This window comes from Microbacterium sp. cf046 (assembly GCF_900114345.1).
Taxonomy (GTDB): domain Bacteria; phylum Actinomycetota; class Actinomycetes; order Actinomycetales; family Microbacteriaceae; genus Microbacterium.
On sequence record NZ_FOZJ01000003.1, the window covers coordinates 717,393 to 744,336 of the forward strand.

General features: G+C 68.3%; 23 protein-coding genes and 1 tRNA gene. 12 read left to right on the plus strand and 12 right to left on the minus strand.

The window, feature by feature from the left end:
- Nucleotides 1–49 precede the first annotated feature (49 nt).
- Nucleotides 50–367, plus strand: coding sequence for a hypothetical protein (locus BM349_RS15785; protein WP_091708129.1), 318 nt, complete (start codon nt 50–52; stop codon nt 365–367).
- 66 nt (nt 368–433) lie between these two features.
- Here the strand turns inward: BM349_RS15785 and BM349_RS15790 are convergent, their stop codons facing one another.
- From BM349_RS15790 to aceB, 3 genes are all read right to left on the minus strand, one after another.
- Entirely contained in the window at nt 434–772 is a 339-nt protein-coding gene (locus BM349_RS15790; protein WP_091708131.1) for a YciI family protein, read from the minus strand.
- Between the two features lie 160 nt (nt 773–932).
- Entirely contained in the window at nt 933–2,528 is a 1,596-nt protein-coding gene (locus BM349_RS15795) for an isocitrate lyase (protein ID WP_091708133.1), read from the minus strand.
- A gap of 26 nt (nt 2,529–2,554) precedes the next feature.
- The gene (gene aceB / locus BM349_RS15800; RefSeq protein ID WP_091708136.1) at nt 2,555–4,195 is read right to left on the minus strand and encodes a malate synthase A; all 1,641 of its coding nucleotides are present in this window, start codon (nt 4,193–4,195) and stop codon (nt 2,555–2,557) included.
- Nucleotides 4,196–4,427: 232 nt separating this feature from the next.
- On the opposite strand from aceB, the gene BM349_RS15805 reads away from it, so the two are divergent.
- Entirely contained in the window at nt 4,428–5,906 is a 1,479-nt protein-coding gene (locus tag BM349_RS15805) for a helix-turn-helix transcriptional regulator (RefSeq protein ID WP_091708138.1), read from the plus strand.
- Nucleotides 5,907–6,062: 156 nt separating this feature from the next.
- On the opposite strand, the gene BM349_RS15810 is transcribed toward BM349_RS15805, so the two are convergent.
- Entirely contained in the window at nt 6,063–6,902 is an 840-nt protein-coding gene (locus BM349_RS15810) for an endonuclease domain-containing protein (protein ID WP_254773940.1), read from the minus strand.
- A gap of 335 nt (nt 6,903–7,237) precedes the next feature.
- On the opposite strand from BM349_RS15810, the gene BM349_RS15815 reads away from it, so the two are divergent.
- Both BM349_RS15815 and BM349_RS15820 read left to right on the plus strand, forming a co-directional pair.
- A complete protein-coding gene (locus BM349_RS15815; RefSeq protein WP_091708140.1) occupies nt 7,238–8,776 on the plus strand; it encodes a glucoamylase family protein in 1,539 nt (512 codons plus the stop codon).
- Nucleotides 8,773–9,465 carry a TetR/AcrR family transcriptional regulator gene (locus BM349_RS15820; protein ID WP_091708142.1) on the plus strand — a complete coding sequence of 231 codons (693 nt, stop codon included), beginning with the start codon at nt 8,773–8,775 and terminating at the stop codon, nt 9,463–9,465. The genes BM349_RS15815 and BM349_RS15820 overlap by 4 nt, the downstream gene beginning before the upstream one ends.
- Before the next feature lie 36 nt (nt 9,466–9,501).
- Here the strand turns inward: BM349_RS15820 and BM349_RS15825 are convergent, their stop codons facing one another.
- The 6 genes from BM349_RS15825 to BM349_RS15850 all read right to left on the minus strand — a co-directional run bounded on the left by BM349_RS15825 (nt 9,502) and on the right by BM349_RS15850 (nt 17,045).
- Nucleotides 9,502–10,662, minus strand: coding sequence for a glycoside hydrolase family 1 protein (locus tag BM349_RS15825; protein WP_091708144.1), 1,161 nt, complete (start codon nt 10,660–10,662; stop codon nt 9,502–9,504).
- 25 nt (nt 10,663–10,687) lie between these two features.
- Entirely contained in the window at nt 10,688–11,560 is an 873-nt protein-coding gene (locus BM349_RS15830) for a carbohydrate ABC transporter permease (protein WP_091709435.1), read from the minus strand.
- 19 nt (nt 11,561–11,579) lie between these two features.
- The gene (locus BM349_RS15835) at nt 11,580–12,524 is read right to left on the minus strand and encodes a carbohydrate ABC transporter permease (RefSeq protein WP_091708146.1); all 945 of its coding nucleotides are present in this window, start codon (nt 12,522–12,524) and stop codon (nt 11,580–11,582) included.
- A 9-nt stretch (nt 12,525–12,533) separates the two neighbouring features.
- Nucleotides 12,534–13,832 carry a sugar ABC transporter substrate-binding protein gene (locus BM349_RS15840; protein WP_091708149.1) on the minus strand — a complete coding sequence of 433 codons (1,299 nt, stop codon included), beginning with the start codon at nt 13,830–13,832 and terminating at the stop codon, nt 12,534–12,536.
- Between the two features lie 155 nt (nt 13,833–13,987).
- A complete protein-coding gene (locus BM349_RS15845) occupies nt 13,988–15,361 on the minus strand; it encodes an NAD(P)/FAD-dependent oxidoreductase (protein WP_091708152.1) in 1,374 nt (457 codons plus the stop codon).
- Between the two features lie 151 nt (nt 15,362–15,512).
- The gene (locus BM349_RS15850; protein ID WP_091708154.1) at nt 15,513–17,045 is read right to left on the minus strand and encodes a PucR family transcriptional regulator; all 1,533 of its coding nucleotides are present in this window, start codon (nt 17,043–17,045) and stop codon (nt 15,513–15,515) included.
- A gap of 98 nt (nt 17,046–17,143) precedes the next feature.
- On the opposite strand from BM349_RS15850, the gene gabT reads away from it, so the two are divergent.
- From gabT to BM349_RS15875, 5 genes are all read left to right on the plus strand, one after another.
- Complete coding sequence (gene gabT, locus BM349_RS15855) at nt 17,144–18,511, plus strand: 4-aminobutyrate--2-oxoglutarate transaminase (RefSeq protein ID WP_091708155.1); 1,368 nt, start codon at nt 17,144–17,146, stop codon at nt 18,509–18,511.
- 79 nt (nt 18,512–18,590) lie between these two features.
- Nucleotides 18,591–19,949, plus strand: coding sequence for a flavin monoamine oxidase family protein (locus tag BM349_RS15860; RefSeq protein ID WP_091708158.1), 1,359 nt, complete (start codon nt 18,591–18,593; stop codon nt 19,947–19,949).
- Nucleotides 19,946–20,833, plus strand: coding sequence for a universal stress protein (locus BM349_RS15865; protein ID WP_091708161.1), 888 nt, complete (start codon nt 19,946–19,948; stop codon nt 20,831–20,833). The genes BM349_RS15860 and BM349_RS15865 overlap by 4 nt, the downstream gene beginning before the upstream one ends.
- Nucleotides 20,830–22,398 carry an APC family permease gene (locus BM349_RS15870; protein ID WP_091708163.1) on the plus strand — a complete coding sequence of 523 codons (1,569 nt, stop codon included), beginning with the start codon at nt 20,830–20,832 and terminating at the stop codon, nt 22,396–22,398. The genes BM349_RS15865 and BM349_RS15870 overlap by 4 nt, the downstream gene beginning before the upstream one ends.
- 35 nt (nt 22,399–22,433) lie before the next feature.
- Nucleotides 22,434–23,798 (plus strand): NAD-dependent succinate-semialdehyde dehydrogenase, encoded by a 1,365-nt coding sequence (locus tag BM349_RS15875; RefSeq protein WP_091708165.1) that lies wholly within the window; start codon nt 22,434–22,436, stop codon nt 23,796–23,798.
- A gap of 64 nt (nt 23,799–23,862) precedes the next feature.
- Here BM349_RS15875 and BM349_RS15880 read toward each other — a convergent pair whose 3' ends face one another.
- Nucleotides 23,863–24,489, minus strand: coding sequence for a hypothetical protein (locus BM349_RS15880; protein WP_091708167.1), 627 nt, complete (start codon nt 24,487–24,489; stop codon nt 23,863–23,865).
- Between the two features lie 178 nt (nt 24,490–24,667).
- Between BM349_RS15880 and BM349_RS15885 the strand changes: the two genes are divergently transcribed.
- From BM349_RS15885 to nusG, 3 genes are all read left to right on the plus strand, one after another.
- Nucleotides 24,668–24,740, plus strand: a tRNA-Trp gene (locus BM349_RS15885).
- 45 nt (nt 24,741–24,785) lie between these two features.
- Nucleotides 24,786–25,049 carry a preprotein translocase subunit SecE gene (gene secE / locus BM349_RS15890; protein WP_091709437.1) on the plus strand — a complete coding sequence of 88 codons (264 nt, stop codon included), beginning with the start codon at nt 24,786–24,788 and terminating at the stop codon, nt 25,047–25,049.
- A 66-nt stretch (nt 25,050–25,115) separates the two neighbouring features.
- Nucleotides 25,116–26,258, plus strand: a complete 1,143-nt coding sequence (nusG, locus tag BM349_RS15895) for a transcription termination/antitermination protein NusG (RefSeq protein WP_091708169.1) — start codon at nt 25,116–25,118, stop codon at nt 26,256–26,258.
- Between the two features lie 58 nt (nt 26,259–26,316).
- On the opposite strand, the gene BM349_RS15900 is transcribed toward nusG, so the two are convergent.
- Complete coding sequence (locus BM349_RS15900) at nt 26,317–26,931, minus strand: TetR/AcrR family transcriptional regulator (RefSeq protein WP_091708171.1); 615 nt, start codon at nt 26,929–26,931, stop codon at nt 26,317–26,319.
- Nucleotides 26,932–26,944: the final 13 nt, after the last annotated feature.

Sequence of the window (26,944 nt, forward strand, 5' to 3'; positions counted from 1 at the left end):
TGAGCGCAAGAGGGGTGTCGTCGCCTCTTCCGGCCGCTACCGTGAGGGGATGGACGGGTGGCTGTGGAGCGCGGTGGTGCTCTCGATCGCGGTCGTTGTCGCGGGCGGCATCGTCTGGTGGATCGCGAGGGGCTGCGTCGTCACGATCATCGGCGCCGCGGGGGCGATCCTCGGCGGACTCGCCTCGCTCGGGTGCCTCGTCGCTATGCTCGACCAGGATGTGTCACTTCGCGCGGCGGCGCTCCTGACCGCAGGCGCCGGAGTCTGGCTGCTCATCTGGGCCTTCGCGGGCAGCATCCGCAACCGGCGACTCGCCGAGCGCGTGGCCGACGGATCCGTCGACGTCGTCTCGGCGTCGATGCGCTGATCGACGCGCGCCCGCGGGCAGCGGATGCCGGAGCGCGACCCTGACCGCGCGCTCCGGCATCGCCGGTCAGTTCAGGTCGAGCGGCCACACCGGCCGGAGTTCGATCAGCCCGGAGGTGGCCATCGGATGCCGCGACGCGACCTCGATCGCCTGGTCGAGGCTCTCGCACTCCAGGATGTCGAAGCCGGCGATCCATTCGTGCGTCTCTGCGTACGGTCCGTCGGTCACCGTCACCTTGCCGTTGCGCCGACGGATCGTCTTCGCGTCGGCCGGCAGGCGCAGCCGATCGCCGTCGGTGGCCTTGCCGGTTCCGTAGGTCTCGTCGACCCACTCCTCGATCGAGAGCGGCCCCTCCTCCTTGCTGTCGAGATCCGGGTCTACCACTACGAGCATCAAGTACTTCATCGCGTGTCCTTTCTGTGGAGCGACGTTACGTGAAGGGCGTCGAACACCACGGGACCGCATCGACAAACGCGCTGAGATTTCGAGAAAACCGCCGAGAAGCCGCAAAAGGTCGGCAGAAGGGGACACCGGTCAGGCCGGAATCCCCTTCTGCCGCTGCAACTCAGCTGAACTGGTTCATCGTGTTGTGCTGGCCGCCGGCCTTGAGCGCGGCGTCGCCGGCGAAGTACTCCTTGTGGTTGTCACCGATGTCGCTGCCGGCCATGTTCTGGTGCTTGACAGTGGCGATGCCCTCGCGGATCTCGCGACGCTGGACGCCCTTCACGTAGGCGAGCATCCCCTCATCGCCGAAGTAGCCCTTGGCCAGATCGTCGGTGGAGAGTGCGGCCGTGTGATAGGTCGGCAGGGTGATGAGGTGATGGAAGATCCCGGCGCGAGCCGAGCCCTCTCGCTGGAATGAGCGGATCTTCTCGTCGGCCACCCGCGCCAGTTCGGTGCCGTCGTAGTCGACGTTCATGAGGTCGCCGCGGTCATAGGCCGAGACGTCCGCACCCTGCTCCACGAGCAGGTCGTACGCCTGCTGGCGGAAGCTGAGCGTCCAGTTGAACGACGGGCTGTTGTTGTAGACGAGCTTCGCGTTCGGGATCTCCTTGCGGATCTCGTCGACCATGCCGGCGATCTGCTCGACGTGCGGCTTCTCGGTCTCGATCCACAGCAGGTCGGCACCGTTGCGCAACGCAGTGATGCAGTCGAGCACGCAACGGGCCTCGCCCGTGCCGGCGCGGAACTGGTACAGGTTGCTTGCCAGGCGCTTCGGGCGCTGCAGTCTGCCGTCCCGCTTGATGACGACGTCGCCGTTGCCCAGATCCGCTTCCGAGATCTCTTCGACATCGAGGAATGCGTTGTACTGATCTCCGAGGTCACCGGGCTCGCTCGTGACCGCGAGCTTCTGTGTGAGGCCGGCACCGAGCGAGTCGGTGCGGGCGACGATGACGCCGTTGTCGATGCCGAGTTCGAGGAACGCGTAGCGCACGGCGTTGAGCTTCGCGATGAAGTCCTCGTGTGGAACCGTGACCTTGCCGTCCTGGTGGCCGCACTGCTTCTCGTCGGACACCTGGTTCTCGATCTGAATCGCGCATGCCCCCGCCTCGATCATCTTCTTGGCGAGCAGGTAGGTGGCCTCGGGGTTGCCGAAGCCCGCGTCGATGTCGGCGATGATCGGCACGACGTGGGTCTCGTAGTTGTCGATCTGCGACTGGATGAATTCCACGGCCGTCTCGTCGCCGGCCGCCCGGGCGCCGTCCAGTTTCGTGAACAGCAGGTCGAGCTCGCGAGCGTCGGCCTGACGGAGGAAGGTGTACAGCTCCTCGATCAGGGCGGGCACCGCCGTCTTCTCATGCATGGACTGGTCGGGAAGGGGGCCGAACTCCGAGCGGAGCGCGGCGACCATCCAACCCGACAGGTAGAGGTAGCGCTTGTTCGTGGTCTTCAGGTGCTTCTTGATCGAGATGAGCTTCTGCTGCCCGATGAAGCCGTGCCAGACCCCGAGTGACTGGGTGTACACGGACGAGTCGGCGTCGTACTCGGCCATGTCGCGGCGCATGATGTCGGCGGTGTACTGGGCGATCTCGAGTCCCGTCCGGAAGCGGTTCTGCGACCGCATGCGGGCGACGGACTCGGGGTCGATCGCATCCCAGCTGGAGCCGTTCTGCGTCTTGAGTGCGCGGATGGCTTCGATGTCGTCCTGGTAGTGGGTCATGTCGATTCCTTTGTGGGTCAGAGGGGTCAGTCGGTCTCGATGAGGAACTTCGCGTAGGCCGGCAGTGTCAGGAACGCCGGGAATTCCTGACCCAGGGCCACCTCGCGGAAGATCTCCGCGGCGTCCTCGTAGCGGTCACCATCCCGGCGGTCGACCTCGCCCAGCACCTCGGCGATCAGACCCTCGATGTACTCGCGGGTGATCGGGTCGCCCTCGGCGGTTGAGCGGTCCTGATGGATCCACTGCCACACCTGCGAGCGCGAGATCTCCGCGGTCGCGGCATCCTCCATCAGGTTGTCGATCGCGACAGCACCGAGTCCTCGCAGCCAGGCTTCGATGTAGCGGATCGCGACCGACACATTCGCGTGCACGCCGTCGGCGGTCACCGGGCGGCCGATGTGCACGTCGAGAAGATCGGATGCCTTCACCTCGACGTCGTCGCGCTGACGGTCGACTTGGTTCGGCCGATCGCCCAGCACCGCGTCGAACTCCGCCCGCGCGGTCGGAATGAGGTCGGGGTGCGCCACCCACGTGCCGTCGAATCCGTCGCCGGCTTCGCGCTTCTTGTCGGCCGCGACCTTCTCGAACGCGCGCTGCGTCACTTCGGGGTCGCGACGGTTCGGGATGAACGCGCTCATGCCCCCGATCGCGAATGCCCCGCGCTTGTGGCACGTCTTGACGAGCAGTTCGGTGTAGGCGCGCATGAAGGGCACTGTCATCGTGACCTCGCTGCGGTCGGGGAGCACAAAGCGCGCCCCGCGGCCGCGGTAGTTCTTGATGATCGAGAAGATGTAGTCCCAGCGTCCGGCGTTCAGGCCCGCGATGTGGTCGCGCAGCTCGAAGAGGATCTCCTCCATCTCGAACGCAGCCGGCAATGTCTCGATGAGCACCGTCGCACGGATCGTGCCGTGCGGGATGCCGATGTACCGCTCGCTGAAGGTGAAGATGTCGTCCCACAGCTTCGCCTCTTCGCTGGATTCGAGCTTGGCGATGTAGAAGTACGGTCCGCGCCCGTTGGCGATCAACTGTGCGGCGTTGTGGAAGAAGTACAGGCCGTAATCGACGAGCGAACCGGATGCCGCCATCGTGCGACCGGCACGGTCGGTGAACTGGAGGTGGGCCTCGCCCAGGTGCCAGCCGCGAGGGCGCATCACGATGGTGGGGGTGCGCTCGGCCGTGACCTCGTATGTCTTGCCGTCCGGGCTCGTGAACGAGAGCTGTCCGCGGATGGCGTCGCGAAGCGACAGCTGACCCTCGATCACGTTCTTCCACGTCGGGCTCGTGGCGTCCTCCTGGTCGGCCAGCCATACCCGCGCGCCGGAGTTGAGGGCGTTGATCGTCATCTTCGGGTCGGTCGGTCCGGTGATCTCGACACGACGGTCTTCGAGCCCCGGACCCGCCCCGGCGACCCGCCATTCGGCGTCCTCCCGGATGTGGGCGGTGTCGTCGCGGAACCGCGGGTCGTGCCCGTTGCCGATCTCGAAGCGGCGGCGCATGCGATCGGCGAGCCGGTCGTACCGGCGGGCTCCGAACCGCTGGTGCAGTTCCGTGAGGAACGTGACCGCCTCAGGCGTGAGGATCTCGTTGTAGCGCGGACCCATGCGGCCGATGACTTCGATCGATGGTGCAGAGGTCTGGGTGGGAGTCGGCCCGGTGCGCGTCTGCATCGGAGCGGCGGTTGCAGGTGTCATCATGTCCCTGTCTTTCCTGTGAGCGTGTTCGTGAGAGTCCGGGCGATGCTCACGACTCGGCGGGTGGGTCGAATTGCGGCATCCCTCGATCCGCGTTCTGGATCGGCTGGGTTGGTGTGGCTCCACTCTGTGTGAACTTCGGAGTCGTACTTGACCGATCAGCGTGTGAAGATTCCCGAATATTCTGCTTTCGTGACAGAATCGACCTATGACGACGGCGACGGACCGTGAACAGACGGATGATCTGCTCGACGATGAAGAGGTGGACTCCCTCACGATCGGCCGTCGCATCCGGCAGCTTCGAACGCAGCGCGCGATGACGCTCGACGAGCTCGCGTCCGCGGTGGACCGGGCGCCGAGCCAGCTGTCGATGATCGAGAACGGGCGGCGCGAACCGAAGCTCACCCTGCTGCGCGCGATCGCGCGTGCGCTCGGGACCACACTGGACGCCCTGCTCGAATCCGAGCCGCTCGATGAGCGCTCGACCATGGAGATCGCGCTCGAACGCGCGATGCGCGGGCAGACGTTCCAAGCGCTCGGCATCCCCCCGTTCCGCATCGGCAAGGCCGTTCCGAACGAGGCACTGGCCGCGATGCTCGCGCTGCAGGGCGAGATCGATCGCCTCCGTGACGAGCGCGCCGCGACACCGGAAGAGGCCCGTCGTGCCAACGTCGCGCTGCGGCGCCTGATGCGCACGCAGAACAATCACTTCCCCGAGCTCGAGGAGCAGGCCCGTGCCCTGCTCGCGTCGGTCGATCACCCCGGTGGTCCGCTGACCCAGCGGACGGCATCCGACATCGCCGCCCACCTGGGCTTCACGCTGCACTACGTGCCCGACCTGCCGCAGACCACCCGCAGCGTCGCCGACATCAAGAACGGCCGGCTCTACCTGTCGAGCCGGCTGGCATCGAAGGGTGATCCGCGCACCGCCGTGCTGCAGGCCCTGTCGAGCCGGATCCTCGGCCACCGCGAGCCCACCAGCTATGCCGAGTTCCTGCGTCAGCGGGTCGAGACCAACTATCTGACCGGCGCCCTGCTCATCCCCGAAGAGCATGCGGTGCCGTTCCTCCAGGAGGCGAAGGGACGCCGCGCGATCTCGATCGAGGACCTGCGCGACGCGTACTCGGTCTCGTACGAGACGGCTGCCCACCGTTTCACGAACCTCGCGACCGTGCACCTCGGCATCCCCGTGCACTTCTTGAAGGTGCACGAGTCGGGCACGATCACGAAGGCCTACGAGAACGACGACGTGAACTTCCCGACCGACCGCCTCGGGGCGATCGAGGGTCAGATGTGCTGCCGGCGATGGACATCGCGAGTCGTGTTCGACGAGGACGACCACTTCAATCCGTACTACCAGTACACCGACACCGGCAACGGAACCTACTGGTGCACCGCCCGTGTGGAGTTCTCGAGCGAGGGCGCCCACTCGGTGAGCGTGGGGGTGCGGTTCGACGACACCAAGTGGTTCATCGGCCGGGACACCCCGAACCGCGGCGTGTCGAAGCACTCCGTCGAGGTCTGCTGCCGCCGCGCACCCGCCGATCTGGAGGCGACCTGGCGCGACCAGTCGTGGCCCAACGTCCGCACGCCGCGCACGCTGCTCGCGACGCTGCCGACCGGCGCGTTCCCGGGGGTCGACACCACCGACGTGTACGAGTTCCTCGAAGCGCACGCGCCGCGCTGACGTCGCCGCGGCGCCCGCGCACGCGAAAGGGCTGAGGCCTCCGCGCTGACGCCACCGTGTGCACAACGGCGGATCGATCGAGCGACGCGCGGGGCGGCGGATGCGGCATCCCGGCGTGCCCGACCGCCGCTCCGCAGTTGTGTACGCCCGAAACCGTCATCGGCCGGCTCGACCCGCCAGGTGGAGTCCTCGGCCGACATGGGTCAGGATCGCCATCTCGACCGTCTCCCAGTCGTGCAGGATCATCGCGTAGTCGAATCGGAGCGTGACATAGCCCCAGATCGCGGCGTTGGCGTCGCGCATCCTGTCCTTGTGCCGGGAAGGCAGGTCATCGTGATTCGACGCGCCGTCCGCCTCGATGATGAGCCGGTCGCCGATGAGCAGATCAACCACGCCGACCGCGACGACGTTCACCTGCGAGCGGATCCGCAGGCCATGGTGGCGAAGACGCCAGCGCAGGAGGGATTCGAGACCGCTGTCCGCGTCGGAGCGTGCGTAGGCGATCGCCTCGCGGGAGGTCGGATTGGTCGCCGCCCGAAGCCAAGCCAGTCCGGCGTCAGTGATCCTTCGCTGCCGCAAGGCGGACTCGAGTACAACGAAGAAGTCCTCAACGCCATGGCAGTGGAGGATCTGCCTCAGCATGCGCGGGATCGACGGCTGTCCGAAGCTGTCGGCCCGCTGCGCATCGTCCCAGTGCTCAATGCAGCAGCATCCGTCGTGCTCGTAGGCATGACCGTGGCCTCCCATCCATACGTGGACGTCGCCCTCGGGAGCCAGAACCCACAGCCCGGCGTGGCGCGCGGCGCTGGTGCAGCAGAGCGCGCCGCCGTGCTTCGCCGCCATCCGGACCGTGTCGCACGCCGCGGCACGGGCATAGACCCCACGGCGCAGCGGCACGAGTGCACCGGAGGCGACCTGGGCGGAGATCCGCCGCCGGCTCGTGCCGGAGGCGCGCAAGCGACCGTACGTGGTCACGGCATCCCAGGTCTCGCACACTCTCGCACTGTGGACTCATCGCGCTGACTCCCAATGACGTCCGGGCAGATCTGGGGTTTCGGTATGGCGTTGAGGATCTGTGGAGGAAGCTTCGCTGCGGGAAGGGGTTGTGCACGTCTGCGGGGGAATCGGGTGACACGCCGAGACTGGCCGACTGGGGCCAGCGTGCCACGGACGATCCCCGCGGTTGTGCACGCCCGCAGGCGGGTCGGACGCCGAGGGCGGATGCCGGTGCGAGGACAGCCTGTCAAGGGGTTGTGTCAATACTTGACAGATGCAAGGTTTTAGGGAACGACGGTTCCCATCGGAGCCGCTTTCGACGAGGAGAGCAGCATATGAAGCGCATCTTGGCGACCATCGTCGCCGCCGGAATCGCCCTGGGCGGTTCCGTCGCCACCGGCGGCGCGGCCATTGCCGGCGGCCCCAAGGACGACACGCTCGAACGATACGCCCGCGACACGTGGACTTCGCTCGACGCGATGACCGACGAGGACACCGGCCTCCCGTCGGACAACATCGAGGGCGATCTGACCGGCGCGTCCGCCTACACATCGCCCACCAACATCGGCGGCTACCTCTGGTCGACCGTCACCGCGCGTGACCTCGGCATCATCTCCGCAGACGATGCGCGCGACCGCATCGCGACGACGCTGGCGACGCTCGGGACACTCGAGCGCAACACAGCGAGCGGCATGTTCTACAACTGGTACGACCCCGCCACCGGCGCGAAGCTGACGACGTGGCCGGACTCCGGCGATCTCGTCGAGCCGTTCCTGAGCACGGTCGACAACGGCTGGCTCGCCGCGGCCCTTCGCATCGTCCGCGAGGCGGAGCCGAGCCTGGCCGACCAGGCGGACGAGCTCTACCGGTCGATGGACTTCGCGGCGTTCTTCAATCCCGAGGGTGCGCCCGGGCTTCCAGCAGGCACGAATCGCGGTGGATTCTGGGAGGTCGCGCCGGCCGGCTGCAGCGTCGCCGCGCCGATGTACAACGGGTCGGGCGCCGAGGCGTTCTACACGTGCCATCACTACGACACCACGGTGAGCGAGAGCCGCATCGCGACGTATCTCGGCATCGCGAACGGCAGCATCCCCCCGACCGCGCTCTACGGAACGCACCGGACGATGCCGCCCGGCTGCGACTGGGCGTGGCAGGAGCAGCTGCCCACCGGCACGGTGCGCACGTACCAGGGGTTCGACGTCTGGGAGGGTGTGTACACCTACCGCGGCATGAGCTTCGTGCCCAGCTGGGGCGGGAGCATGTTCGAGTCGCTGATGCCCGATCTGCTCGTCCCGGAGACGAAGTGGGGCGCTCGCTCGTGGCGGCTGAACCATCCCATCACCGTCGAGGTGCAGAAGCAGCATGGTCTCGATGACGCCGGATACGGCTACTGGGGCTTCTCGCCGGCGAGCAACCCGTTCGGCGGCTACGCGGAGTACGGCGTGGACCTGGCGGGCATGCGCTCGGACGGCTACATGTCGGATGCCGAGAAGACGGATGTCGACATCGATCGCCCCGGCTGCACGGTCGGCGCGAACCCCGACCCGCAGTTCGGTGACGGCGTCGTGACTCCGCACGCGAGCTTCCTGGCGCTGCCGTACGACCGCGACGGGGTGCTCGCCAACCTCGCCGGGATCGAGGAAGATCTGGCTGGATACGGTCCGGGCGGGTTCTACGACTCGGTAGCGGTGGGCAGCGGCACGGTCGCAGAGCGCTACCTGTCGCTGGACCAGTCGATGATCATGGCTGCGATCGGCAACGAACTGACCGGCGATAGCCTGAAGCAGTACTTCGTCGACAAGGAGATGGAGAAGCGGCTGCGCCCGGCGATGGCCGCGCAGGTCTTCGGCTCCGAGTGGAAAGCGCACGAGTGAGCGATGGTTCAGAGCGGGTCGGGGCATCCGATGCGGATGCCCCGACCGCGCGTGCCCGCGCACCGCGCGGCAGCTACGCCAAGGGCCAGGCGCGCCGCCAGCAGATCGTCGATGCGGCCCTCGTCGTCTTCGCCCGGAGCGGCTTCCACAGCGGGTCGCTTCGCGAGATCGCCAAGCGGGTCGGTCTGACCCCGACGGGTCTGATGCACCATTTCGCGAACAAGGAGGACCTGTTCACGGAGGTGCTCCGCCAGCGCGATGAGGCGATCCGGGAGGCAGCCGGTGATCCGCACGAGCACACCCTGATCGAGCAGGCCACGAAGGTCGTCGCGTACAACCAGGAGGACCGGGGGCTGACCTCGCTCTACGCCACGGTCTCGGCCGAGTCGACCGACTCCGAGCATCCCGCACACGAGCACTTCGCGCGGCGCTACCGCGACACCGCCGCGGCGGCGACGCCGATCCTGGTCGCCGCGCAGGCCGACGGCGAGGTGCGCACCGACATCGACCCGCAGCTGGCCCCTCGACTCATCAGTGCGGTGATGGACGGCATCCAGCAGCAGTGGCTCCTCGATGAGAGCGTCGACATGAACGCGCTGTTCGCCGAGTTCGTGCGGGGGTACCTGCTGCCCCTGCCCGACCAGCCCGACCAGCCCGACCAATCCGACCAGGCCGACCAGACCGACTGACCGGCGCAGCGGCCGACGGCGCGAGCGCGTCCCCGCTCAGGCGGGGACGAGGGTGTTGGCGCGGGCGACCTCGCCCAGCCACGCCAGACTCGGCTTGGGATGCCGCTCGAACGTGTCACGGTCCCAGGCGACCAGGCCGAACGTCGGCCGATAGCTGCCCCACTCGTAGTTGTCGAGGGCGCTCCAGTGCAGGTATCCGCGCACGTCGATTCCGTCATCGATGCACGACGCGACCGCCTCGAGCGCCCCGCGCGTGTAGTCGATGCGGCGATCGTCGTCCGCGGTCGCGATGCCGTTCTCGGTCACATAGACGGGAACCCCGGCCCGCGCCCACGCGTTGCGGATGCCTTCGCCGACCGCTGACGGGTAGTACTCCCATCCGGTGAGCGTGCGCTCGGCTGCGTCGTCGATCGGCAGCGGGCCGTCGGGCCCGATGCGCGTACGGGTATAGGCCTGGACGCCGACCCAGTCATCGCCGGTGGCGGCATCCAGGAACACGTCCTCGCGGGATGCGCCGTACGCGGCTGCGACCGCTTCGGCGCCCGGGACCGGCTGATACGCCTGCGTCGCGACCGACCATCCGGCGCGCTTGCCCGCGCCGCGCACGATCTGCACCGCCCGCCGGTGCGCATCCACGAGTGTCTCCGTGACCGCGGGCACGCCCGGGGGGAGCCCGATCGACGGGAATCCCACCTCGGGGTCGGCGAGCACCGAGACCATGTTGGGCTCGTTGATCGTGCATACCAGGTCGACGTCCTCCAGCGCCGGCAGGGCGGCTTCCGCATAGCGGGCGAAGCGCTCGGCTGCGGCATCCGAGTGCCATCCGCCGTCGCGCGCGAACCACACCGGGTTCGTGAAGTGGTGCAGCGTGATCATCGGCTGCAGGCCGAGCTCCAGCGCGGTGGCGACCATCCGCCGATAGTGATCGATCGCGGCTCGGGAGATCCACCCGTCCTCCGGCTCGATGCGCGCCCACTCGATGCTGAACCGATAGGTGTCCAGGCCGGCAGCCGCCAGCAGCGCCATGTCTTCGGGGTAGCGGTGATAGCTGTCGGCCGCGTCGCCCGACGGCGACTCGACGGACGCCCCCGGGAGATGGCCCCACTCGCGCTGCCACCAGTCGGAGTTGACGTTGCCGCCCTCGATCTGGTGGGCGGCCGTGGAGGCGCCCCAGAGGAATCCGCTCGGGAAGGTCATGCGCAATGGTCCTTTCGGGGGCCGATCATTTGATGCCGGTGAGCGCGATGCCCTGCACGAAGTAGCGCTGTAGGACCACGAAGACGATCAGCACCGGCAGGACGACCACGACGGCACCGGCCATCATCAGGCCGTACTGCGCGGCGTTCTGCCCAACCGAGTAGAGGGCGAGCGCGACAGGCAGGGTGTACATGTCCTCGGTCGTGGCGACCACAAGGGGCCACAGGAAGTTGTTCCAGCTGCCGAGGAAGGTGAGGATCGTGAGGGTCGCCACCGCCGGCCCGCACAGCGGCATGATGACGCGCAGGAAGATGCGCCATTCGCTCGCGCCGTCGATGCGCGCCGCCTCGATGATGTCGTCGGGCAGGCTCAGCATGAACTGTCGCATCAGGAACACGCCGAGCGGGGTGATCAGGAAGGGCAGAATCAGCCCCGGATATGAATTGACCAGGCCGAGGTTGGCGGTCAGTACGAAGAGCGGCACGAAGGTGACGACACCCGGCACCATCAGGGTGCCCAGCACGAGCGCGAACAGCAGCTTCTTGCCGCGGAACTCCAGCTTCGCCAGGGCGTACCCGACCATCGACGAGAAGACGATGTTGCCGAGCGTGACGAAGACGGCGACCACGAAGCTGTTGAAGAAGAACTGCGCGAAATCGAGCCGGCCGAACAGCTGGACGTAGTTCTCCAGCGTCGGGTCGCGGGGGAGGAACTCGGTCGGGTATTGGCGGATCTCGGTCGTCGTCTTGAAGGATCCGAGGATCATCCAGATGAACGGGATGATCATCGCGATCACACCCACCGTCAGCACGACATACAGCCACCAGCGGGGGCGCGGCCCCCTGGCGCGGGATCTGCGCGCGCTCGGCGTCTCGTCCTCTTCGATGGAGGCGGTCATCTCGGTTGCGAGGGCCATGTCAGTCCTTCCTTCCGAGCAGACGGAACTGCACGAGCGAGAGCAGCACGATCGCCAGGAAGAGCACGTAGCTGGATGCCGAGGCGAAGGCGTAGTTGCCGAATCCGAACTGGTCGTAGGTGTACATCGCGGACGACAGCGTCGCATCGAGCGGGCCGCCCTGGGTCATCACGTACGGCTCCTCGAAGAACTGCAGGTAGCCGATGCCGGTGATCACCGCGGCGAACAGGAGCGTCGGACGCAGTGCGGGGATCGTGATGTTCGTGAAGCGCTGGAACACGTTCGCGCCGTCGACCATCGCAGCCTCGTGGTGCTCCTTCGGCACGCTCTGCAGGCCGGCGAGGAAGATCACCATCAGGGTGCCGAGGTTGCGCCACACCGCCATGAAGATGAGCGACGGGAGCGCCCACGCGGGATCCTGCAGCCAGGCCGGGCCCTGGATGCCGAAGAGGGCGAGGAATCCGTTCAGCAGCCCGTCGGGCTGGAGGATGAAGCGCCAGACGATCGCGATCGCGACGATGCTGGTCACGACCGGTGCGTAGAACCCGACCCGGAACACGGTGCGGAACCTGTCGATGCCGGTGTTCAGCGCGAGGGCGACGAGCAGCGCGATGCCCATTGTGAGCGGCACGCCGACGAACACGAAGATGAACGTGTTGAGCAGGCTGCGCAGGAACCGCGGGTCCTGGAACAGGCTGACGTAGTTCTCGAGCCCCACGAGGTTGACGTTGAACGGCGTCTGCAGGTCTCGCGTCGTGAAGTCGGTGAAGCTCATCGCGAAGCTCGCGACGATCGGCCCCGCGAGGAACACGAGGAACAGCACCACGAACGGCGTGGCGAACCCCCAGGCGATGAGGGTCATGCGGTTCCGGCGGCGGGAGCCGCGCACCTCCTGGCGAGGAGGGCGCGACTTCCGCTCGGGCGGGGCGTCGGTCAGGGCGACCATGGCGGACTGCTACTGCCCCGTGCCGATGGACTCGGCCTGGGACTGGAGGCTGGCCAGAGCGTCTTCGACGGTGGTCTCGCCCCTGGTCACGGCCTCGAGCTGCTGGTCGATCACGGCCGACACCTGAGCCCAGGTGGGGATCGCCGGCGGAGCCTTCGAGTCGTCCAGCTGCTCGGCGAACACGCTCAGGTACGGGTCGTCGGCGAAGATCGGATCCTCGAACGCGGCCTGGACGCTCGGCAGGTCGGTGGAGATGTCGTACCACTCGATCTGCGTCTCGGGCTGGCTCAGCCAGCGCACGAACTTCCAGGCGGCATCCCGGTTGTCGGTGTCGTTGAAGACCGCGAGGTTGCCACCACCCGTGAAGCTGGTGCGCGACGCTTCGCCGGGGACCATCGCCACGGCGAACTTATCCTCGAACTCCGCGCCGCCCTGGTCGCGCAGCAGGCTCACGTGGAACGGACCGGAGTAGAACGATCCGACCTCGCCCGAGATGAACTTCTGCTCGATTTCACCGCCTTCGAGGCGCACCGGCTCGGAGAGCCCTTCCTCGAAGAAGCTCGCGTAGAACGCGAAGGCCTCCTGCCATTCGGGGGTGTCGAACGCGAACGCGGTGCCGTCCTCGGTCATGACGTCGCCGCCCTGCTGCCAGACCAGCGGCAGCACGTACTGCCAGGAGTCGAAGCCGCCGGGCGGAAGGGAGACGCCTGAGGTGGCGCCCTGGTCCTTCATCGCCTGCGCGAAAGCCTTGTACTCGTCCCAGGTCGCGGGGGGCTCGACACCGGCGGCCTCAGCCATGTCGGTGCGGTAGTAGAGCACGCGGGTGTCCACGTACCAGGGGACTCCATACGCCACGTCGTCGACGACGGCCGTGCCCCACGAGCCCTCGAAGAAGCTCGAATCGTCGACCAGGCCGTCCGGGGTGGGCTCGAACGCGCCGGTTGCGGCGAATTCACCGACCCACGTCGTGCCGAGCATCGTGACGTCGGGCACCTCTCCGCCGGCGATCGCTGTCGCGATGCGGTCATGGGCGCCGTCCCACGGCACGGCGGTGACGTCGATCTTCGCGTCGGGGTTCTCCTCCTCGAACGCGGCGGCGAGCTCTTCGAGCACCTCGCCCTCGTTGCCCATCGCCCAGATCTCCACGGTGCCGGTCGCGGGGGAGTCGTCGATGGCCCCACCTGCGGCTGGTCCTGTGCCGCCGGCGCTGTCGCTGCGGCCGCAGCCGGCGAGGGCGATCGTTCCGAGCGCAACCGCCGCGGTCGCGGCGATCCAGCGCTTCGTGTGTCGGGAAGTCAGGGTCTTCATCGGTCTGGTGCCTCCGTGTGGGCGCCGCGCCAGCGCGGCGACTCTGCCTGGGACCGCACGGTCGTCGCGCGGTGATGTGTCCCACGGTAGACACAAAAACCTGACACGTGAAAGGTATTGACGCGTCGCGGCCGATACGCTACGAAACGGCCGGCTCAGCGCCCGGAGATCAGGTCCGCAACATGTGCGAATGCCGACGTGCGCGCCGAGCGGCCGGATGCCTCTGCCCGGTCGGCCGCGTGGTAGGCCGCGTAGATCCCCTGCACCGCGAGCCATCGGAGCGGCTCGATCTCCCATCGCTTGGCGCGATGGCCGACCCACGGGAGCCGTGCAATGTCAGAGTCGCGACCGAGGACGAGATCCGCCAGTGTGCGTCCGGCCAGGTTGGTCGCCGTCACCCCGGTGCCGACATAGCCGCCTGCCCAGCCCAGACCGGTCGCGGCATCCAGCCCCACCGTCGCCGCCCAGTCCCGCGGCACACCCAGCACGCCCGCCCACGCGTGCGCGATCGGAACCTCCGACGCGGCCGGGAAGAAGGAGCGCAGCAGAGCGGTGAGCGCGGCCATCGTGCGCTCCTGGGTGCGCCCGTCGGTGTCGACCCGCGACCCGTAGCGGTAGGGCACGCCGCGACCGCCGAACGCGATCCGGTCATCCGCGGTCCGCTGGGCGTACATGTACACGTGCGCGAAGTCGCCGAGCACCTCGCGCCCGTTCCAGCCGATCTGCTCCCACACCGCTTCAGGCAGCGGCTCCGTGGCGATCATCGACGAGTTCATCGGCAGCACCGCGCGGTGCTGACCCTTCAGGTCGGGCGTGAACCCCTCGGTCGCGCGAAGCACGTGAGTCGCTCGAACCGTTCCGCGCCCGGTCACCGCGCGTCCGGGGGCGATCTCGGTGACGTGCGTGTCCTCGTAGATCGGGACACCGAGCGCCTCCACCACCGCGGCGAGCCCCGAAGCGAGCTTGGCCGCGTGGATGCGCGCGGCATGCGGGTGCCACAATCCGCCCAGTGTGCCGCGCACGGCGATCCGCGACGCGGTGACAGCGGCATCCCACTCCTCGACATCGGTGTGCGGCCACCCGTGCTCGTCCGCCGCCGCGGCGTGCAGACGCGCGAGCTGGGCGGGAGTGCGGGCGATGTTGAGCTCGCCGCCCTTGACGATGTCGGCCTCGATCCCCTCCCGCGCTGCAACCGATACGACCTCGTCCACAGACTCATTGAGGGCGCGCTGCTGTGCGATGGCGGCATCCCGCCCGTGCGACTTCGCATACTGCTCGCGCCCGCCGGTGACCGAGTTCGTGAGCCACCCGCCGTTGCGGCCCGATGCGCCGAACCCGGCGAAGCGCTGTTCGAGCACGACGATCCGCAGGTCGGGCTGCTCCCGCTTCAGGTAGTACGCGGTCCACAGTCCGGTGTACCCGGCCCCGACGATGCACACGTCGGCATCGAGCGAGCCGGGCAGTGCGGGGCGCGGGGTCGGGGTGCCGCCCAGCTGCGCCCACCAGAACGAGACCTCGCCGTTTCGCACGCTCACCCAGCCAGGCTACGCACGAGCACAGATGCCGGCACCGGCCTGCGGCCCGCGATCCGTCCGAACCTGCGGTTCATCCGTCACTTGTGTACGGCGCACGCAGGATTTCGTGTACCGAGGTGACGGATGAACGCCGGCGCTTGGCCGTTCAGGAGGCCAGACGCAGGGCGGCCCAGAGCTCGGCCCGTGCCGCGAACGATCCGAGGTCGACATCGAGCGCCCGCTCGGCCGCCGCGACACGCGCGCGCACCGTGTGCCGGTGCACGCCGAGTGCCCGAGCGGTCGCCTCATGGGAGCAGTCGTTCTCGAGCCAGGCGCGCACGGTCTCGAGCAGCGCCGTCCCGTGCTCGCGGTCGTACTGCGCGAGCGGGGCGAGTGCCGCCACGGCCACGGTGCGCGCCTCCGCGGACGGCGGAACCGAGAGCACCCCGGCGTGCGCGGCGTCGGCGAAGCGCCTCACCGGCCCGGCGCCCCGGTCGCGCGCGAGCCGTGCCTGATCGGTACCGGTCGAGAACGCGTCGTAGCCGGTCGGATCCGACACTCCCACCCGCTCATCGAAGCGCTCGGCGAATTCGTCGAGCAGCGCCTCGTCCGATGCGGCGACCACCAGCACGAGCCCGTCCTCGCCGCGGCCGAAGAAGAGGCCGCCGCGGCGTTCGTCGGCGCGCAGTTCGAGCCATTCGCGGACCGCGTCGCGACGCCCGGCGGCGGCATCCGTCATCGCGACGAGGATCGGCGCGGCCGGCAGTCCACCCCACAGATCGCGGGCGACCCGGCGGGCGAGCGCCGGGTCGTCGCCGAGGAGCGAATGCACGAGCCCGGCGCGCAGCAGCGTGCGGGCCCGATCCAGGCCCTGCTGCTGCTCCAGCGCCAGGCCGGCCATCGCGACCACGGCCGTCACCACGCCGCGACCCTCCTGATCGAGGTCGCCCGCGGCCATCGCGATCACGCCGCGGAGGTGCCCGCCGCGTCCGAGCGTCTGCAGGGTGAACTGCACCCCGCCGATCCGCAGCGACGAGCCGGCGCGCGCGCCGCGACGCAGCACCACTCCGACTTCGGCCGCGAGCTCCTCCGCCGCGGAGGGCTCGAGGGGGGACGGATGCTCGCGCGTCAACGTGCCTGCAGCGTCGTACATGCCGACCCATGTGTCGAGCTGGCGGGCGAGCTCTGCGAGCGTCGCGCCGAGGCCGTCCGGCCGAAGGGCGGCCAGTGAGATCGCGCGCTGGGCCGCGAGCGCCCAGCTGCGCCGGGCGTACGACTGCGCCGCGATCGCCTCTGCACCTGCGCGGGCGACGGCGATGAAGGGGGTGCGGTACGGGACTTCGAATAGCGGCATCCGCTCCGCCCGGCACGCTTCCGCCAGGAGCGGAGGGATGCCGTCGCGCACCACCTCGGTTCCGAATCCGAGTCCGACCACGCCGCGCGCTGCGAGGCGGCGGACATAGGCGCGGTATGCGGTGGGGTCGTCGACCGCCTCCTGGAACTGGGTGCCGGTCGTCAGGAGCGCGAGGCCCTCCGAGAGGAACGGAGTCGGATCGGCGAGGTCCGAGCTGTGCACCCAGCGGATCGGGCGGTCCAGGGCCTCCGGACCGACCTCGTCCGCCTCGCCTTCCAGGCGAAGGTGCAGGTCGCGGCGTCCGAGCAGCGCGCGCAGGGTCGGTGCATCGGCTGCGGTGTCCATGCAGGTCTCCATTGATATACGGGGTGTACTGTTCCTACCCCCAGAATGTACATCGCGGCGCGTGCGGTCGCGGCATCCGACGGCCTACGCTCGCGACCATGAGCACGTCTGTCCCCGACACCGTCAGCCCCACCGTCCCCCTCGGCGGACCCACCCTGCCGCAGGAGCGCCGCCTGGTCACGAGCATCCCCGGGCCACGCTCGGAGGAGCTCCTCGCGCGGAAGGCCGCGGCTGTCGCCGCAGGCGTCGGGCACACGGTGCCGATCCAGGCCGTCGCCGCGGGCGGTGGAGTCGTGGTGGATGCCGACGGCAACTCCCTGATCGACCTCGGATCCGGCATCGCAGTGACCACGCTCGGGAACGCGCACCCCAAGGTCGTGGCGGCCGTGCAGGAGCAGGTCGCCCAGTTCACCCACACCTGCTTCATGATCTCGCCCTACGAGTCCTACGTCGCGGTCGCCGAAGCGCTCAACCGCATCACGCCCGGCGACTTCGAGAAGAAGACCGCGCTGTTCAACTCGGGCGCCGAGGCGGTCGAGAACGCCGTCAAGATCGCCCGCAAGTACACCAAGAAGCAGGCGGTCGTCGCGTTCGACCACGGCTACCACGGCCGCACGAACCTGACGATGGCGCTCACCGCGAAGAACATGCCGTACAAGCACGGGTTCGGCCCGTTCGCCTCGGAGGTGTACCGCGCACCGATGTCGTACCCGTTCCGCGACGGGCTGAGCGGGGCGGATGCCGCGAAGAAGGCGATCTCGGTCATCGAGAAGCAGGTCGGCGTGGACAACCTCGCGGCCGTCATCATCGAGCCGATCCAGGGCGAAGGCGGCTTCATCGTCCCCGCCGACGGATTCCTGCCGGCGCTGGTGGAATGGTGTCGCGCGAACAACGTCGTGTTCATCGCCGATGAGGTCCAGACCGGGTTCGCCCGCACCGGCGCGATGTTCGCGAGCGAGCTCTTCGGGATCGAGCCCGACCTGATCACGACGGCGAAGGGGATCGCCGGGGGGCTCCCGCTCGCGGCCGTGACAGGTCGGGCCGAGATCATGGACGCTTCGCACGCCGGTGGCCTGGGGGGCACCTACGGCGGCAATCCGATCGCCTGCGCTGCGGCTCTCGCTGCCATCGACGCCTTCGAGAACGACGGGCTCATCGAGCGCGCCCGTGAGCTCGGCGCACTGCTCACCGAGCGTCTGTCCGAGATCCAGGCCGCCGACCCTCGCCTGGGCGACGTCCGCGGACGCGGGGCGATGATCGCCGCCGAGTTCGTCGATCCCACGACCGGCGAGCCGGATGCCGCGCTCACCGCTGCGATCGCGAAGGCGTGCATCGCGCAGGGCGTCATCGTCCTGACGTGCGGCACGTACGGCAACGTGATCCGCTTCCTGCCCCCGCTCTCGATCTCGGACAACCTTCTCCGCGAGGGCCTGGACGTCGTGGCCGGTGCGCTGAAGGCCGCATGACACGTCCGCACCGGATTCGGCGGGGGACCGATCCGGTGCGGTGACCGCTTCTCCCCATTCATCGAGCAAAGGAGCCGACATGGTCGAGCTGAACCGTGACGTCGTGATCGTGGGGGCGGGAGCCGCCGGGCTCACCGCCGCCAACGAGCTCAGGAAGGCCGGCCTCTCCGTCGCCGTGCTCGAGGCCCGCGATCGCGCGGGAGGGCGACTGTGGACCGACGTGATCGACGGTGCGATGCTCGAGATCGGCGGCCAGTGGGTCTCGCCTGACCAGGACGCCCTGATCGAGACGGTCGCCGAGCTGGGGCTCGAGACGTTCAGCCGCTACCGCGAAGGCGACAGCGTGTATGTCGGCCCCGACGGCGTCACACACCGCTTCACGGGCGAGATGTTCCCGGTCGCCCCCGAGACCGAGCGCGTGATCGCGGAGATCACCGAGCGGCTCGACGCGATGGTCGCCGAGATCGACCCCGATCGACCCTGGGCCCATGAGAAGGCCGCCGAGTGGGACACGATCACGTGGGACGCCTGGCTGCGCTCGCAGACCGACGATGACGAGGCCGTCCGCAACCTCGCGTTCGCGACCGGTTCGGCGATGCTGACGAAGCCGACGCACTCGTTCTCGCTCCTGCAGTCGCTGCTCATGGCGGCATCCGCCGGGTCGTACTCGCACCTCGTCGACGCTGACTTCATCCTCGACAAGCGGGTCGTCGGCGGACTCCAGCAGGTACCGCTGCTGCTGGCGGAACGGCTCGGCGACGACGTGTTCCTCGGGCAGGCCGTGCGCACCCTGGAGTGGGGGGACGCCGGAGTCACCGCGGTCGCCGATGGGATGACCGTGCGCGCGCGCTTCGCGATCCTCGCCCTCGCGCCGAACCTGTATCCGCGCATCTCCTTCGTCCCCGCGCTTCCGCGGCTGCAGCACCAGATGCATCAGCACATCTCGATGGGCTTCGTGATCAAGGTGCACGCGGTGTACGACCGGCCGTTCTGGCGTGAGCATGGCCTGTCCGGCACCGCCTTCAGCCCGTACGAGCTCTCCCACGAGGCGTACGACAACACGAACCACGGCGACGAGCGCGGCACCCTGGTGGGTTTCGTGTCCGATCGGACCGCCGATGAACTGTTCCGCCTCTCGGCCGAGGAGCGCAAGGAGCGCATCCTCGAATCGCTCTCGCACTACTACGGTCCTGAGGCGAAGAACCCGATCGTCTACTTCGAAAGCGACTGGGGCAGCGAGGAGTGGACGCGCGGCGCCTACGCCGCGAGCTTCGACATGGGCGGTCTGCACCGGTACGGCGCCGACCTGCGCGAACCCGTCGGTCCGATCCACTTCGCGTGCAGCGATCTCGCCGGCGCCGGCTATCAGCACGTCGACGGCGCGATCCGCATGGGGCGCCTGGCCGCGTCGAACATCATCGAAGAGGCTCGCGCATGAGCGGTCGGATCGTCGTCGGCTACACGGCGACGGAGGCGGGGGAGGATGCCGTCGCGCTCGGTGCGCGCCTGGCCGCGGCATCCGGTTCCTCGCTCGAAGTCGTCGTCGTGCTCCCGGCCGACGACCGCAGTGTGATCACCCCGCCGGACGCAGGCTACGACCGATACCTGGAGGGGCAGGCGGGCTCGTGGCTCGAAGCCGCAGCCGCGAGCATCCCGGAAGGAGTCGAGTACCGCACGAATGTGCGCTTCGCCGATTCCTTCGCCGAGGGCCTGGTCGCTGCGGCGGCAGAGTTCGACGCGTCGCACATCGTGATCGGCGCCGCCAACGGCGGACTCCGCGGCCGGCACCGCCTCGGCTCGGTCGCGACCGAGCTGCTGCACTCGTCGAACGTGCCCGTGGCGCTCGCGCCGGAGGGGTCGCGCCGGATCGATACCTCGACGGGCGTCACCCGTGTCACCGCCGCGATCGGCACCCGTCCGGGTGCGGATGCGCTGCTCGACGAGGCCACCTCGCTCGCCGAGGCCACCGGCGCCGAGCTGCGGCTGCTGTCGCTGGTGACCGTGGATCTTCCCGCGAGCGTCGACACGGGCATCATCCGGGTCGCCGGCGCCGCCCACGCGGATCAGGTGCTGGCGCAGGCTCGTGCGACCCTCTCCGCCGAGACCGAGGCGGAGGTCATCGTCGGCCGCGGCGACAGCATCGAGGACGCCGTCCAGCATCTGAGCTGGGAACCCGGCGAGATCGCCGTCGTCGCCTCGAGCCGCCTCGCGCAGCCTCGCAGGCTCTTCCTCGGCTCGACGGCAGCGAAGATGCTGCACGAGCTTCCTGTTCCCATGATCGTGGTGCCGCGCACGCGTGCCACGGAAGGAGAGTCGCGATGAGCGATCACCTTGGCGCCGCTGCGCCGCTTGCCCCCACCGGGCAGAAGGGAGAGCCCACCGGACTCTCGACGAAGGGCCTGAGCGCCGGCACGGTCGGCCTGATCGGCGCCGTCGTCATCGGCATCTCGTGCATCGCCCCGGCCTACACGCTGACGGCCGCTCTCGGGCCGACCGTGTCCGAGGTGGGCTTCCAGGTGCCCGCGATCATCATCGTCGGCTTCATCCCGATGCTGCTCGTCGCGTTCGGGTATCGCGAGCTCAACCGGGCGATGCCCGACTCGGGGACCTCGTTCACCTGGGCCACCCGTGCCTTCGGACCGTGGGTCGGCTGGCTGGCCGGCTGGGGACTGATCGCGGCGACGATCCTCGTGCTGTCGAATCTCGCCGGCATAGCGGTCGAATTCCTCTTCCTCCTGATCGATCAGATCGCCGGAAGCCCCGGCACGATCGCCGAGCTGGCATTCAATCCGTTCATCAACGTGGCCGTGTGCCTGCTGTTCATGCTCGGCGCGACGCTGGTGTCGTACCGCGACATGCAGACGACCCAGAAGCTCCAGTACGTGCTGGTGACCTTCCAGGTGCTGGTGCTCGTGATCTTCTCCGTCGCCGCGTTCGTGCACGTCGCGCAGGGGACCGCCTTCGACGCGAGCCCGGTCGAGCTCTCGTGGTTCAACCCGTTCGCGGTCGGCGACTTCGCAGCCGTGGTGGCGGGCCTGTCCCTGTCGATCTTCATCTTCTGGGGGTGGGACGTGACCCTCACGATGAACGAGGAGACGAAGAACCCCGAGAAGACGCCGGGCCGCGCCGCGACCCTCACCGTGCTGATCATCTTCGCGCTGTATCTGCTCATCTCGGTGTCGCTGCTCGCGTTCGCGGGCACCGGCGTGGAGGGCCTCGGGCTCGGCAACGAGGACATCCAGTCGAACGTGTTCTTCTACCTCTCGGGGCCGATCCTGGGACCGTTCGCGTTCCTGGTGTCGCTCGCGGTGCTCACCAGTTCGGCATCCTCGCTGCAGTCGACGTTCGTCTCGCCCGCGCGCACCCTCCTCGCAATGGGCCACTACGGCGCGCTGCCGCCGCGGTTCGCCGAGGTCAGCCCGCGGTTCTTCACGCCGGGCTTCGCGACGATCGTGTCGGCCATCGTCGCATCGGTCTTCTACGCCGTCATGCGCTTCATCAGCGAGGACGTGTTGTGGGACACGATCACCACGCTCGGCATGATGATCTGCTTCTACTACGGGATCACGGCGTTCGCCTGCGTCTGGTACTTCCGCAAGCAGTGGTTCGACTCGACGCGCAGCCTGTTCTTCACGTTCCTGTTCCCGCTCATCGGCGGGGTGATCCTGCTGTTCCTGTTCGGAAAGACGCTCATCGACAGCATGGACCCGGACTACGGCAGCGGTTCCAACATCGGCGGACTGGGCCTGGTGTTCATCCTCGGCGTCGTCGTCATCGGCGTCGGGATCGTCATCATGATCTGGCAGGCGATCAAGCGCCCAGCCTTCTTCCGCGGCGAGACCATCTCGCTCGACGCCCCTGCCAGCCTTCGCCGCCCGCGCGGCTGACCGGCAGACTTCACCTACCAGCGAACGGAGACCACATGAGTGATTACAAAGTCGTCAACCCGGCAACCGGCCAGACCCTCGCCGAGTACCCCCTGACCACGAGCGCCGAGCTCGAGGAGGCGCTCGCGACAGCGGATGCCGCGGCGAAGGGCTGGGGACGCACCTCCAGCGTCGCCGATCGCGCGGCCCTCATCCGCCGCACGGCCGAGCTGCACCGCGAGCGGCGCGAGGACCTCGCGGCGATCATCGTGCGCGAGATGGGCAAGCCCCTGGCGGCGGCGCTGGGCGAAGTCGACTTCGCGGCCGACATCACCGAGTTCTACGCGGACAACGCCGAGCAGATCATGAAGGATCAGCCGATCGACATCCTGGCCGAGGGCACCGCGGTGATCCGCCGGTCGTCGCTGGGCGTGCTGCTGGGGATCATGCCCTGGAACTTCCCCTACTACCAGGTTGCCCGTTTCGCAGCGCCCAACCTCCTGATCGGCAACACGATCCTGCTGAAGCACGCTCCGCAGTGCCCGGAGTCCTCTGCGGCGATCGAGACGATCTACCGGGATGCGGGCTTCCCCGCGGGTGCCTACACGAACCTGTACCTGACGAACGAGCAGTCCGCCGAGGTGATCGCCGACCCCCGGGTGCAGGGCGTCTCGGTGACCGGTTCGGAGCGCGCGGGTGCGGCGGTCGCCGAGGTCGCAGGGCGCAACCTCAAGAAGGTCGTGCTCGAGCTGGGCGGATCCGACCCGTTCATCCTCCTGTCGACGGATGACCTCGACGGCGCGGTCCAGGCCGCCGCGGACGCGCGTCTGGACAACACCGGCCAGTCCTGCAACGCCGCCAAGCGGTTCATCGTCGCGGACGACCTCTACCAGCCGTTCCTCGAGAAGTTCACGGCGGTCATGAGCGGCGCGAAGCTCGGCGACCCGTTCGCCGACGACACCGTGCTCGGTCCTCTGTCGTCGGAGCTCGCCGCGGAGCGTCTCGCCGAGCAGGTCGACAGAGCGGTCGCCCAGGGCGCGACCCTCGTCACCGGCGGCTCTCGCGACGGAGCCTTCTACCCGGCGACGGTGCTGACCGATGTCACCCCGCAGATGGATGCGTATCGCGAGGAGTTCTTCGGCCCCGTGGGTGTGGTCTACCGGGTCGCCGACGAGGACGAAGCCGTGAAGGTCGCCAACTCCAGCCCGTTCGGGCTCGGCTCGTACGTCTTCACGACCGACGAGGCGCAGGCCGAGCGCATCGCCGACAAGATCGAGGCGGGGATGGTCTACGTCAACCTGGTGCTCGCCGACTCGCCCGAGCTGCCGTTCGGCGGAGTCAAGCGCAGCGGCACCGGTCGAGAGATGGGTCTGCTCGCCGCCGACGAGTTCGTGAACAAGAAGCTCGTCCGCGTCGGGTGACCCATCGCGCTCGCTCAACGACCGAGTGGGGGTTTCCGGTCGTTGAGCGAGGGGCTGCGCGCGCTCAGCGACCGTCGTCGCGCGCCGCGCGCGCCTCGGCGATCGCCTCGTCGGCCCACTGGACCTGCTGGGCGGTGCCCCAGCGCACCGCGGCATCCCTCGAGCGCTCGAACGCCGCGACGGCCTCAGCGAACCTGCCGGCGTCGAAGTGCGTCCAGCCCGCGTTGTTGTGGAGCGAGACGTTCCAGCGCAGCGTGCGCGGGTCGTCGGTCTGCTCGAGCAGGCTGAGCGCCTGTCGTGTCCACTCGGCCGACCCGTCGGCATCCGCGATCGCGAGCATGTGCAGCGCGTCCACCTGAAGGAACAGCAGGCCGGCGGATGCCGCTGCCTCGGCCGCAGCGACGAACAGCGGCACGGCCGCTGCGGCGTCGCCGGCGGAGTTGCGGAGCCGGCCGCGCTCGAGTGCGACCCTCGCTCGAACCGCCGGATCGTCCGAAGCGATCGCGTCCAGTACTGCGTCCCCCTCGGCGAACCGCTCGTGCAGACCGAGCGATCGGGCGACCTGCGTCTGCAGTTCGGCCCGCTCCTCGGCATCCGCCGCGGCGAGCTCCGCCGTGCGCAATCGCACCTCCGTCGCCTCGGGGTTCGAGAAGTCCCACAGCGCATCCAGCTGAGCCTGAGTGAGGGTCATCCGTCGATCGTAGAGGCGCCGCCCGGGCGGGCGCGGGTTCGCCCGCATCCGACCCATGCCGTACACTGGAGCATGCAGTTGAAGTCTGCATTCTTTTGCCGTGCCCGCCGTTCGGGCAGGCTCCCTCTCATACAGGTTGCGGTGGAAGACTGTGGGCATCCCGAGGCCGATGGCCTCTAGGGCGGTAGCTCAATTGGCAGAGCAGCGGTCTCCAAAACCGCAGGTTGCAGGTTCGATTCCTGTCCGCCCTGCGCGTCAGCCGAAGCTGACACATGGAAGGTAATCAGGTGGGTTCGATGGTTCAAGACGAGCCGAAGGGCGGCGAGGTCGTCGCAAACGGCGCGCCCCGCGAGAAGAAGCCCAACGTCTTCGCTCGCATCGCTCTGTTCATCCGTCAGGTGTTCGCGGAGCTCCGCAAGGTCGTCACGCCGACCCGTCAGGAGCTGATCAAGTACACGGGTGTCGTGCTCGGGTTCGTCGTCGTCATGATGGCGCTGGTCTACGGCCTCGATCTGCTGTTCGTCTGGGTGACCACGATCGTCTTCGGCGTTCCCTCCTGACCCACGTGATGTGCACCGCGGGGCGGATCTTCGAATCCGACGCCCACGAAACGGAAGAGATTGCAATTGTCTGAAAGATATGTCGACGACGCCGACTGGGCGACCGCTGCGGAGCAGTCTTCGGAGGACGACGAGGCCCAGGAGGGCAACATCCTCCTCGAAGAGGACCGCGCGAACACCCCGGCCGAGCACCTGGCCGTCCACATCGTCGAAGACGGTGAGGACGACCTCGAGGATCTCGACGACATCGACATCGACGACCCGGAGGCGGACGCGATCGTGAATGACGCTCTGAACATCGACAAGGCCGACGAGGCCCAGGCTGCGGCGGAGGTCCTCACCGACTCGCTCGCGGAGGAGGTCGCGGCGTACGCCGCCGTGCACGCCGACGACGTCACCCCCTACGACGGTCCCGACATCAACGGCGACGAGGACGAGCCCGTTCTCGATGAGGACTTCGTCGCGGAGGTGGATGCCGCCGCCGGCGTCGTCGACGACGTCGAGGCCTCCGTCGACGCGGCGGACGCGGCCACTGTCGAGGGCGACCTCGACTCCGCGGACGCGGAGGACGACGGCGAAGACACCGAGGAAGACCCCTACGAGGCCTTCCGTGCCGAACTGCGCACCCTGCCCGGCAAGTGGTACGTCATCCACTCGTACGCGGGCTTCGAGCGCAAGGTGAAGGCCAACATCGAGCAGCGCAAGTCGACGCTCGAGGTCGAAGAGGACATCTACCAGATCGAGGTCCCGATGGAGGACGTCGTCGAGATCAAGAACGGGCAGCGCAAGATGGTCACGCGCGTCCGGATCCCCGGCTACGTGCTCGTGCGCATGGAGCTCAACGAAGACACCTGGTCGGTCGTGCGTCACACGCCCGGCGTGACCGGCTTCGTCGGCAACGCGCACAACCCAACCCCGCTGCGCTTCGAAGAGTCCTTCAACATGCTGAAGTCCCTCGTCGAGGTCAAGGAGGTCGCTCCTGCCAAGGGCACCGCGGCCAAGGGCGGCCACGCGGTTGCGCGCAGCATCCCGGCCGAGGTCGACTTCGAGGTCGGCGAGACCATCACGATCAAGGAAGGCTCCTTCGCGGGCCTGCCCGGCACGATCAGCGAGATCAAGCCCGAGAGCGGCAAGCTCACGGTCCTCGTCTCGCTGTTCGAGCGCGAGACGCCGGTCGAGCTCAGCTTCGACCAGGTCACCAAGCTCTGACGCACGACGTCAGCACAACGCCCCGCCCGGCTTCGACCGGCGGGGCGTTGTCGTCTGTTCAGACGGATGCCGCCAGAAGGGCCTGCGTCCGGGAGCGCACCTGATCGAGCGCAGCGAGATTGCCGCGCAGATAGCTGATCAGGCAGTTCAGGAAGAGACCGTCGAAGAGGGCGTACGCCGTGTCGCGATCGATGTTCGGGGTGGCGCCGCGAAGCTGCGCGTGCCGTTCCACGACCGCCCACACCATGTCGGTCAGCAGCTCGTCGATCGCGATGATCGTGTCGCGGAAGCCTTCCTCGAACAGGGCCTGATTGCGCAGGTCGTACCAGAGCCGGTGCATGTCCGACTCGTCGCGCAGGGTCGCGGAGATCTCGACGCCGAACCGCTCGACCAGCTCGTCGGCGGACGCGGACGTCTCCACGATCGGGTCGTAGCGACGCGCGCACTCCGACTTGTACTGCCAGATCGCCTGTGCGATCAGGTCGTCCTTGCCGTCGAAGTAGTAGTGCAGGATGCCGGTGGAGAGCTCATTGCGCGCGGCGACGTCCCGCAGGCCGGTGTTCGCGAACCCGCGTTCCGCGATGGCGGCGAGGGCGGAGTCGGCGAGCTCGCGCCGTCGCACTTCGAACTTGTTCGCTGCGGCCCGCTCGGCGCGCTCTGCTGAGGTGCTCATGACTTCTCCTTCC

Excerpts from the sequence above, each read along its gene's own strand:
- BM349_RS15850 (WP_091708154.1), bottom strand. The coding sequence starts at position 17,045 with ATGGACACCGCAGCCGATGCACCGACCCTGCGCGCGCTGCTCGGACGC.
- BM349_RS15875 (WP_091708165.1), top strand. The coding sequence starts at position 22,434 with ATGAGTGATTACAAAGTCGTCAACCCGGCAACCGGCCAGACCCTCGCC.
- BM349_RS15815 (WP_091708140.1), top strand. The coding sequence starts at position 7,238 with ATGAAGCGCATCTTGGCGACCATCGTCGCCGCCGGAATCGCCCTGGGC.
- BM349_RS15805 (WP_091708138.1), top strand. The coding sequence starts at position 4,428 with ATGACGACGGCGACGGACCGTGAACAGACGGATGATCTGCTCGACGAT.
- aceB (WP_091708136.1), bottom strand. The coding sequence starts at position 4,195 with ATGCAGACGCGCACCGGGCCGACTCCCACCCAGACCTCTGCACCATCG.
- BM349_RS15835 (WP_091708146.1), bottom strand. The coding sequence starts at position 12,524 with ATGGTCGCCCTGACCGACGCCCCGCCCGAGCGGAAGTCGCGCCCTCCT.
- BM349_RS15900 (WP_091708171.1), bottom strand. The coding sequence starts at position 26,931 with ATGAGCACCTCAGCAGAGCGCGCCGAGCGGGCCGCAGCGAACAAGTTC.
- BM349_RS15790 (WP_091708131.1), bottom strand. The coding sequence starts at position 772 with ATGAAGTACTTGATGCTCGTAGTGGTAGACCCGGATCTCGACAGCAAG.
- BM349_RS15785 (WP_091708129.1), top strand. The coding sequence starts at position 50 with ATGGACGGGTGGCTGTGGAGCGCGGTGGTGCTCTCGATCGCGGTCGTT.
- BM349_RS15830 (WP_091709435.1), bottom strand. The coding sequence starts at position 11,560 with ATGACCGCCTCCATCGAAGAGGACGAGACGCCGAGCGCGCGCAGATCC.
- BM349_RS15870 (WP_091708163.1), top strand. The coding sequence starts at position 20,830 with ATGAGCGATCACCTTGGCGCCGCTGCGCCGCTTGCCCCCACCGGGCAG.
- gabT (WP_091708155.1), top strand. The coding sequence starts at position 17,144 with ATGAGCACGTCTGTCCCCGACACCGTCAGCCCCACCGTCCCCCTCGGC.
- BM349_RS15865 (WP_091708161.1), top strand. The coding sequence starts at position 19,946 with ATGAGCGGTCGGATCGTCGTCGGCTACACGGCGACGGAGGCGGGGGAG.
- secE (WP_091709437.1), top strand. The coding sequence starts at position 24,786 with ATGGTTCAAGACGAGCCGAAGGGCGGCGAGGTCGTCGCAAACGGCGCG.
- BM349_RS15860 (WP_091708158.1), top strand. The coding sequence starts at position 18,591 with ATGGTCGAGCTGAACCGTGACGTCGTGATCGTGGGGGCGGGAGCCGCC.
- BM349_RS15880 (WP_091708167.1), bottom strand. The coding sequence starts at position 24,489 with ATGACCCTCACTCAGGCTCAGCTGGATGCGCTGTGGGACTTCTCGAAC.
- BM349_RS15825 (WP_091708144.1), bottom strand. The coding sequence starts at position 10,662 with ATGACCTTCCCGAGCGGATTCCTCTGGGGCGCCTCCACGGCCGCCCAC.
- BM349_RS15795 (WP_091708133.1), bottom strand. The coding sequence starts at position 2,528 with ATGACCCACTACCAGGACGACATCGAAGCCATCCGCGCACTCAAGACG.
- BM349_RS15840 (WP_091708149.1), bottom strand. The coding sequence starts at position 13,832 with ATGAAGACCCTGACTTCCCGACACACGAAGCGCTGGATCGCCGCGACC.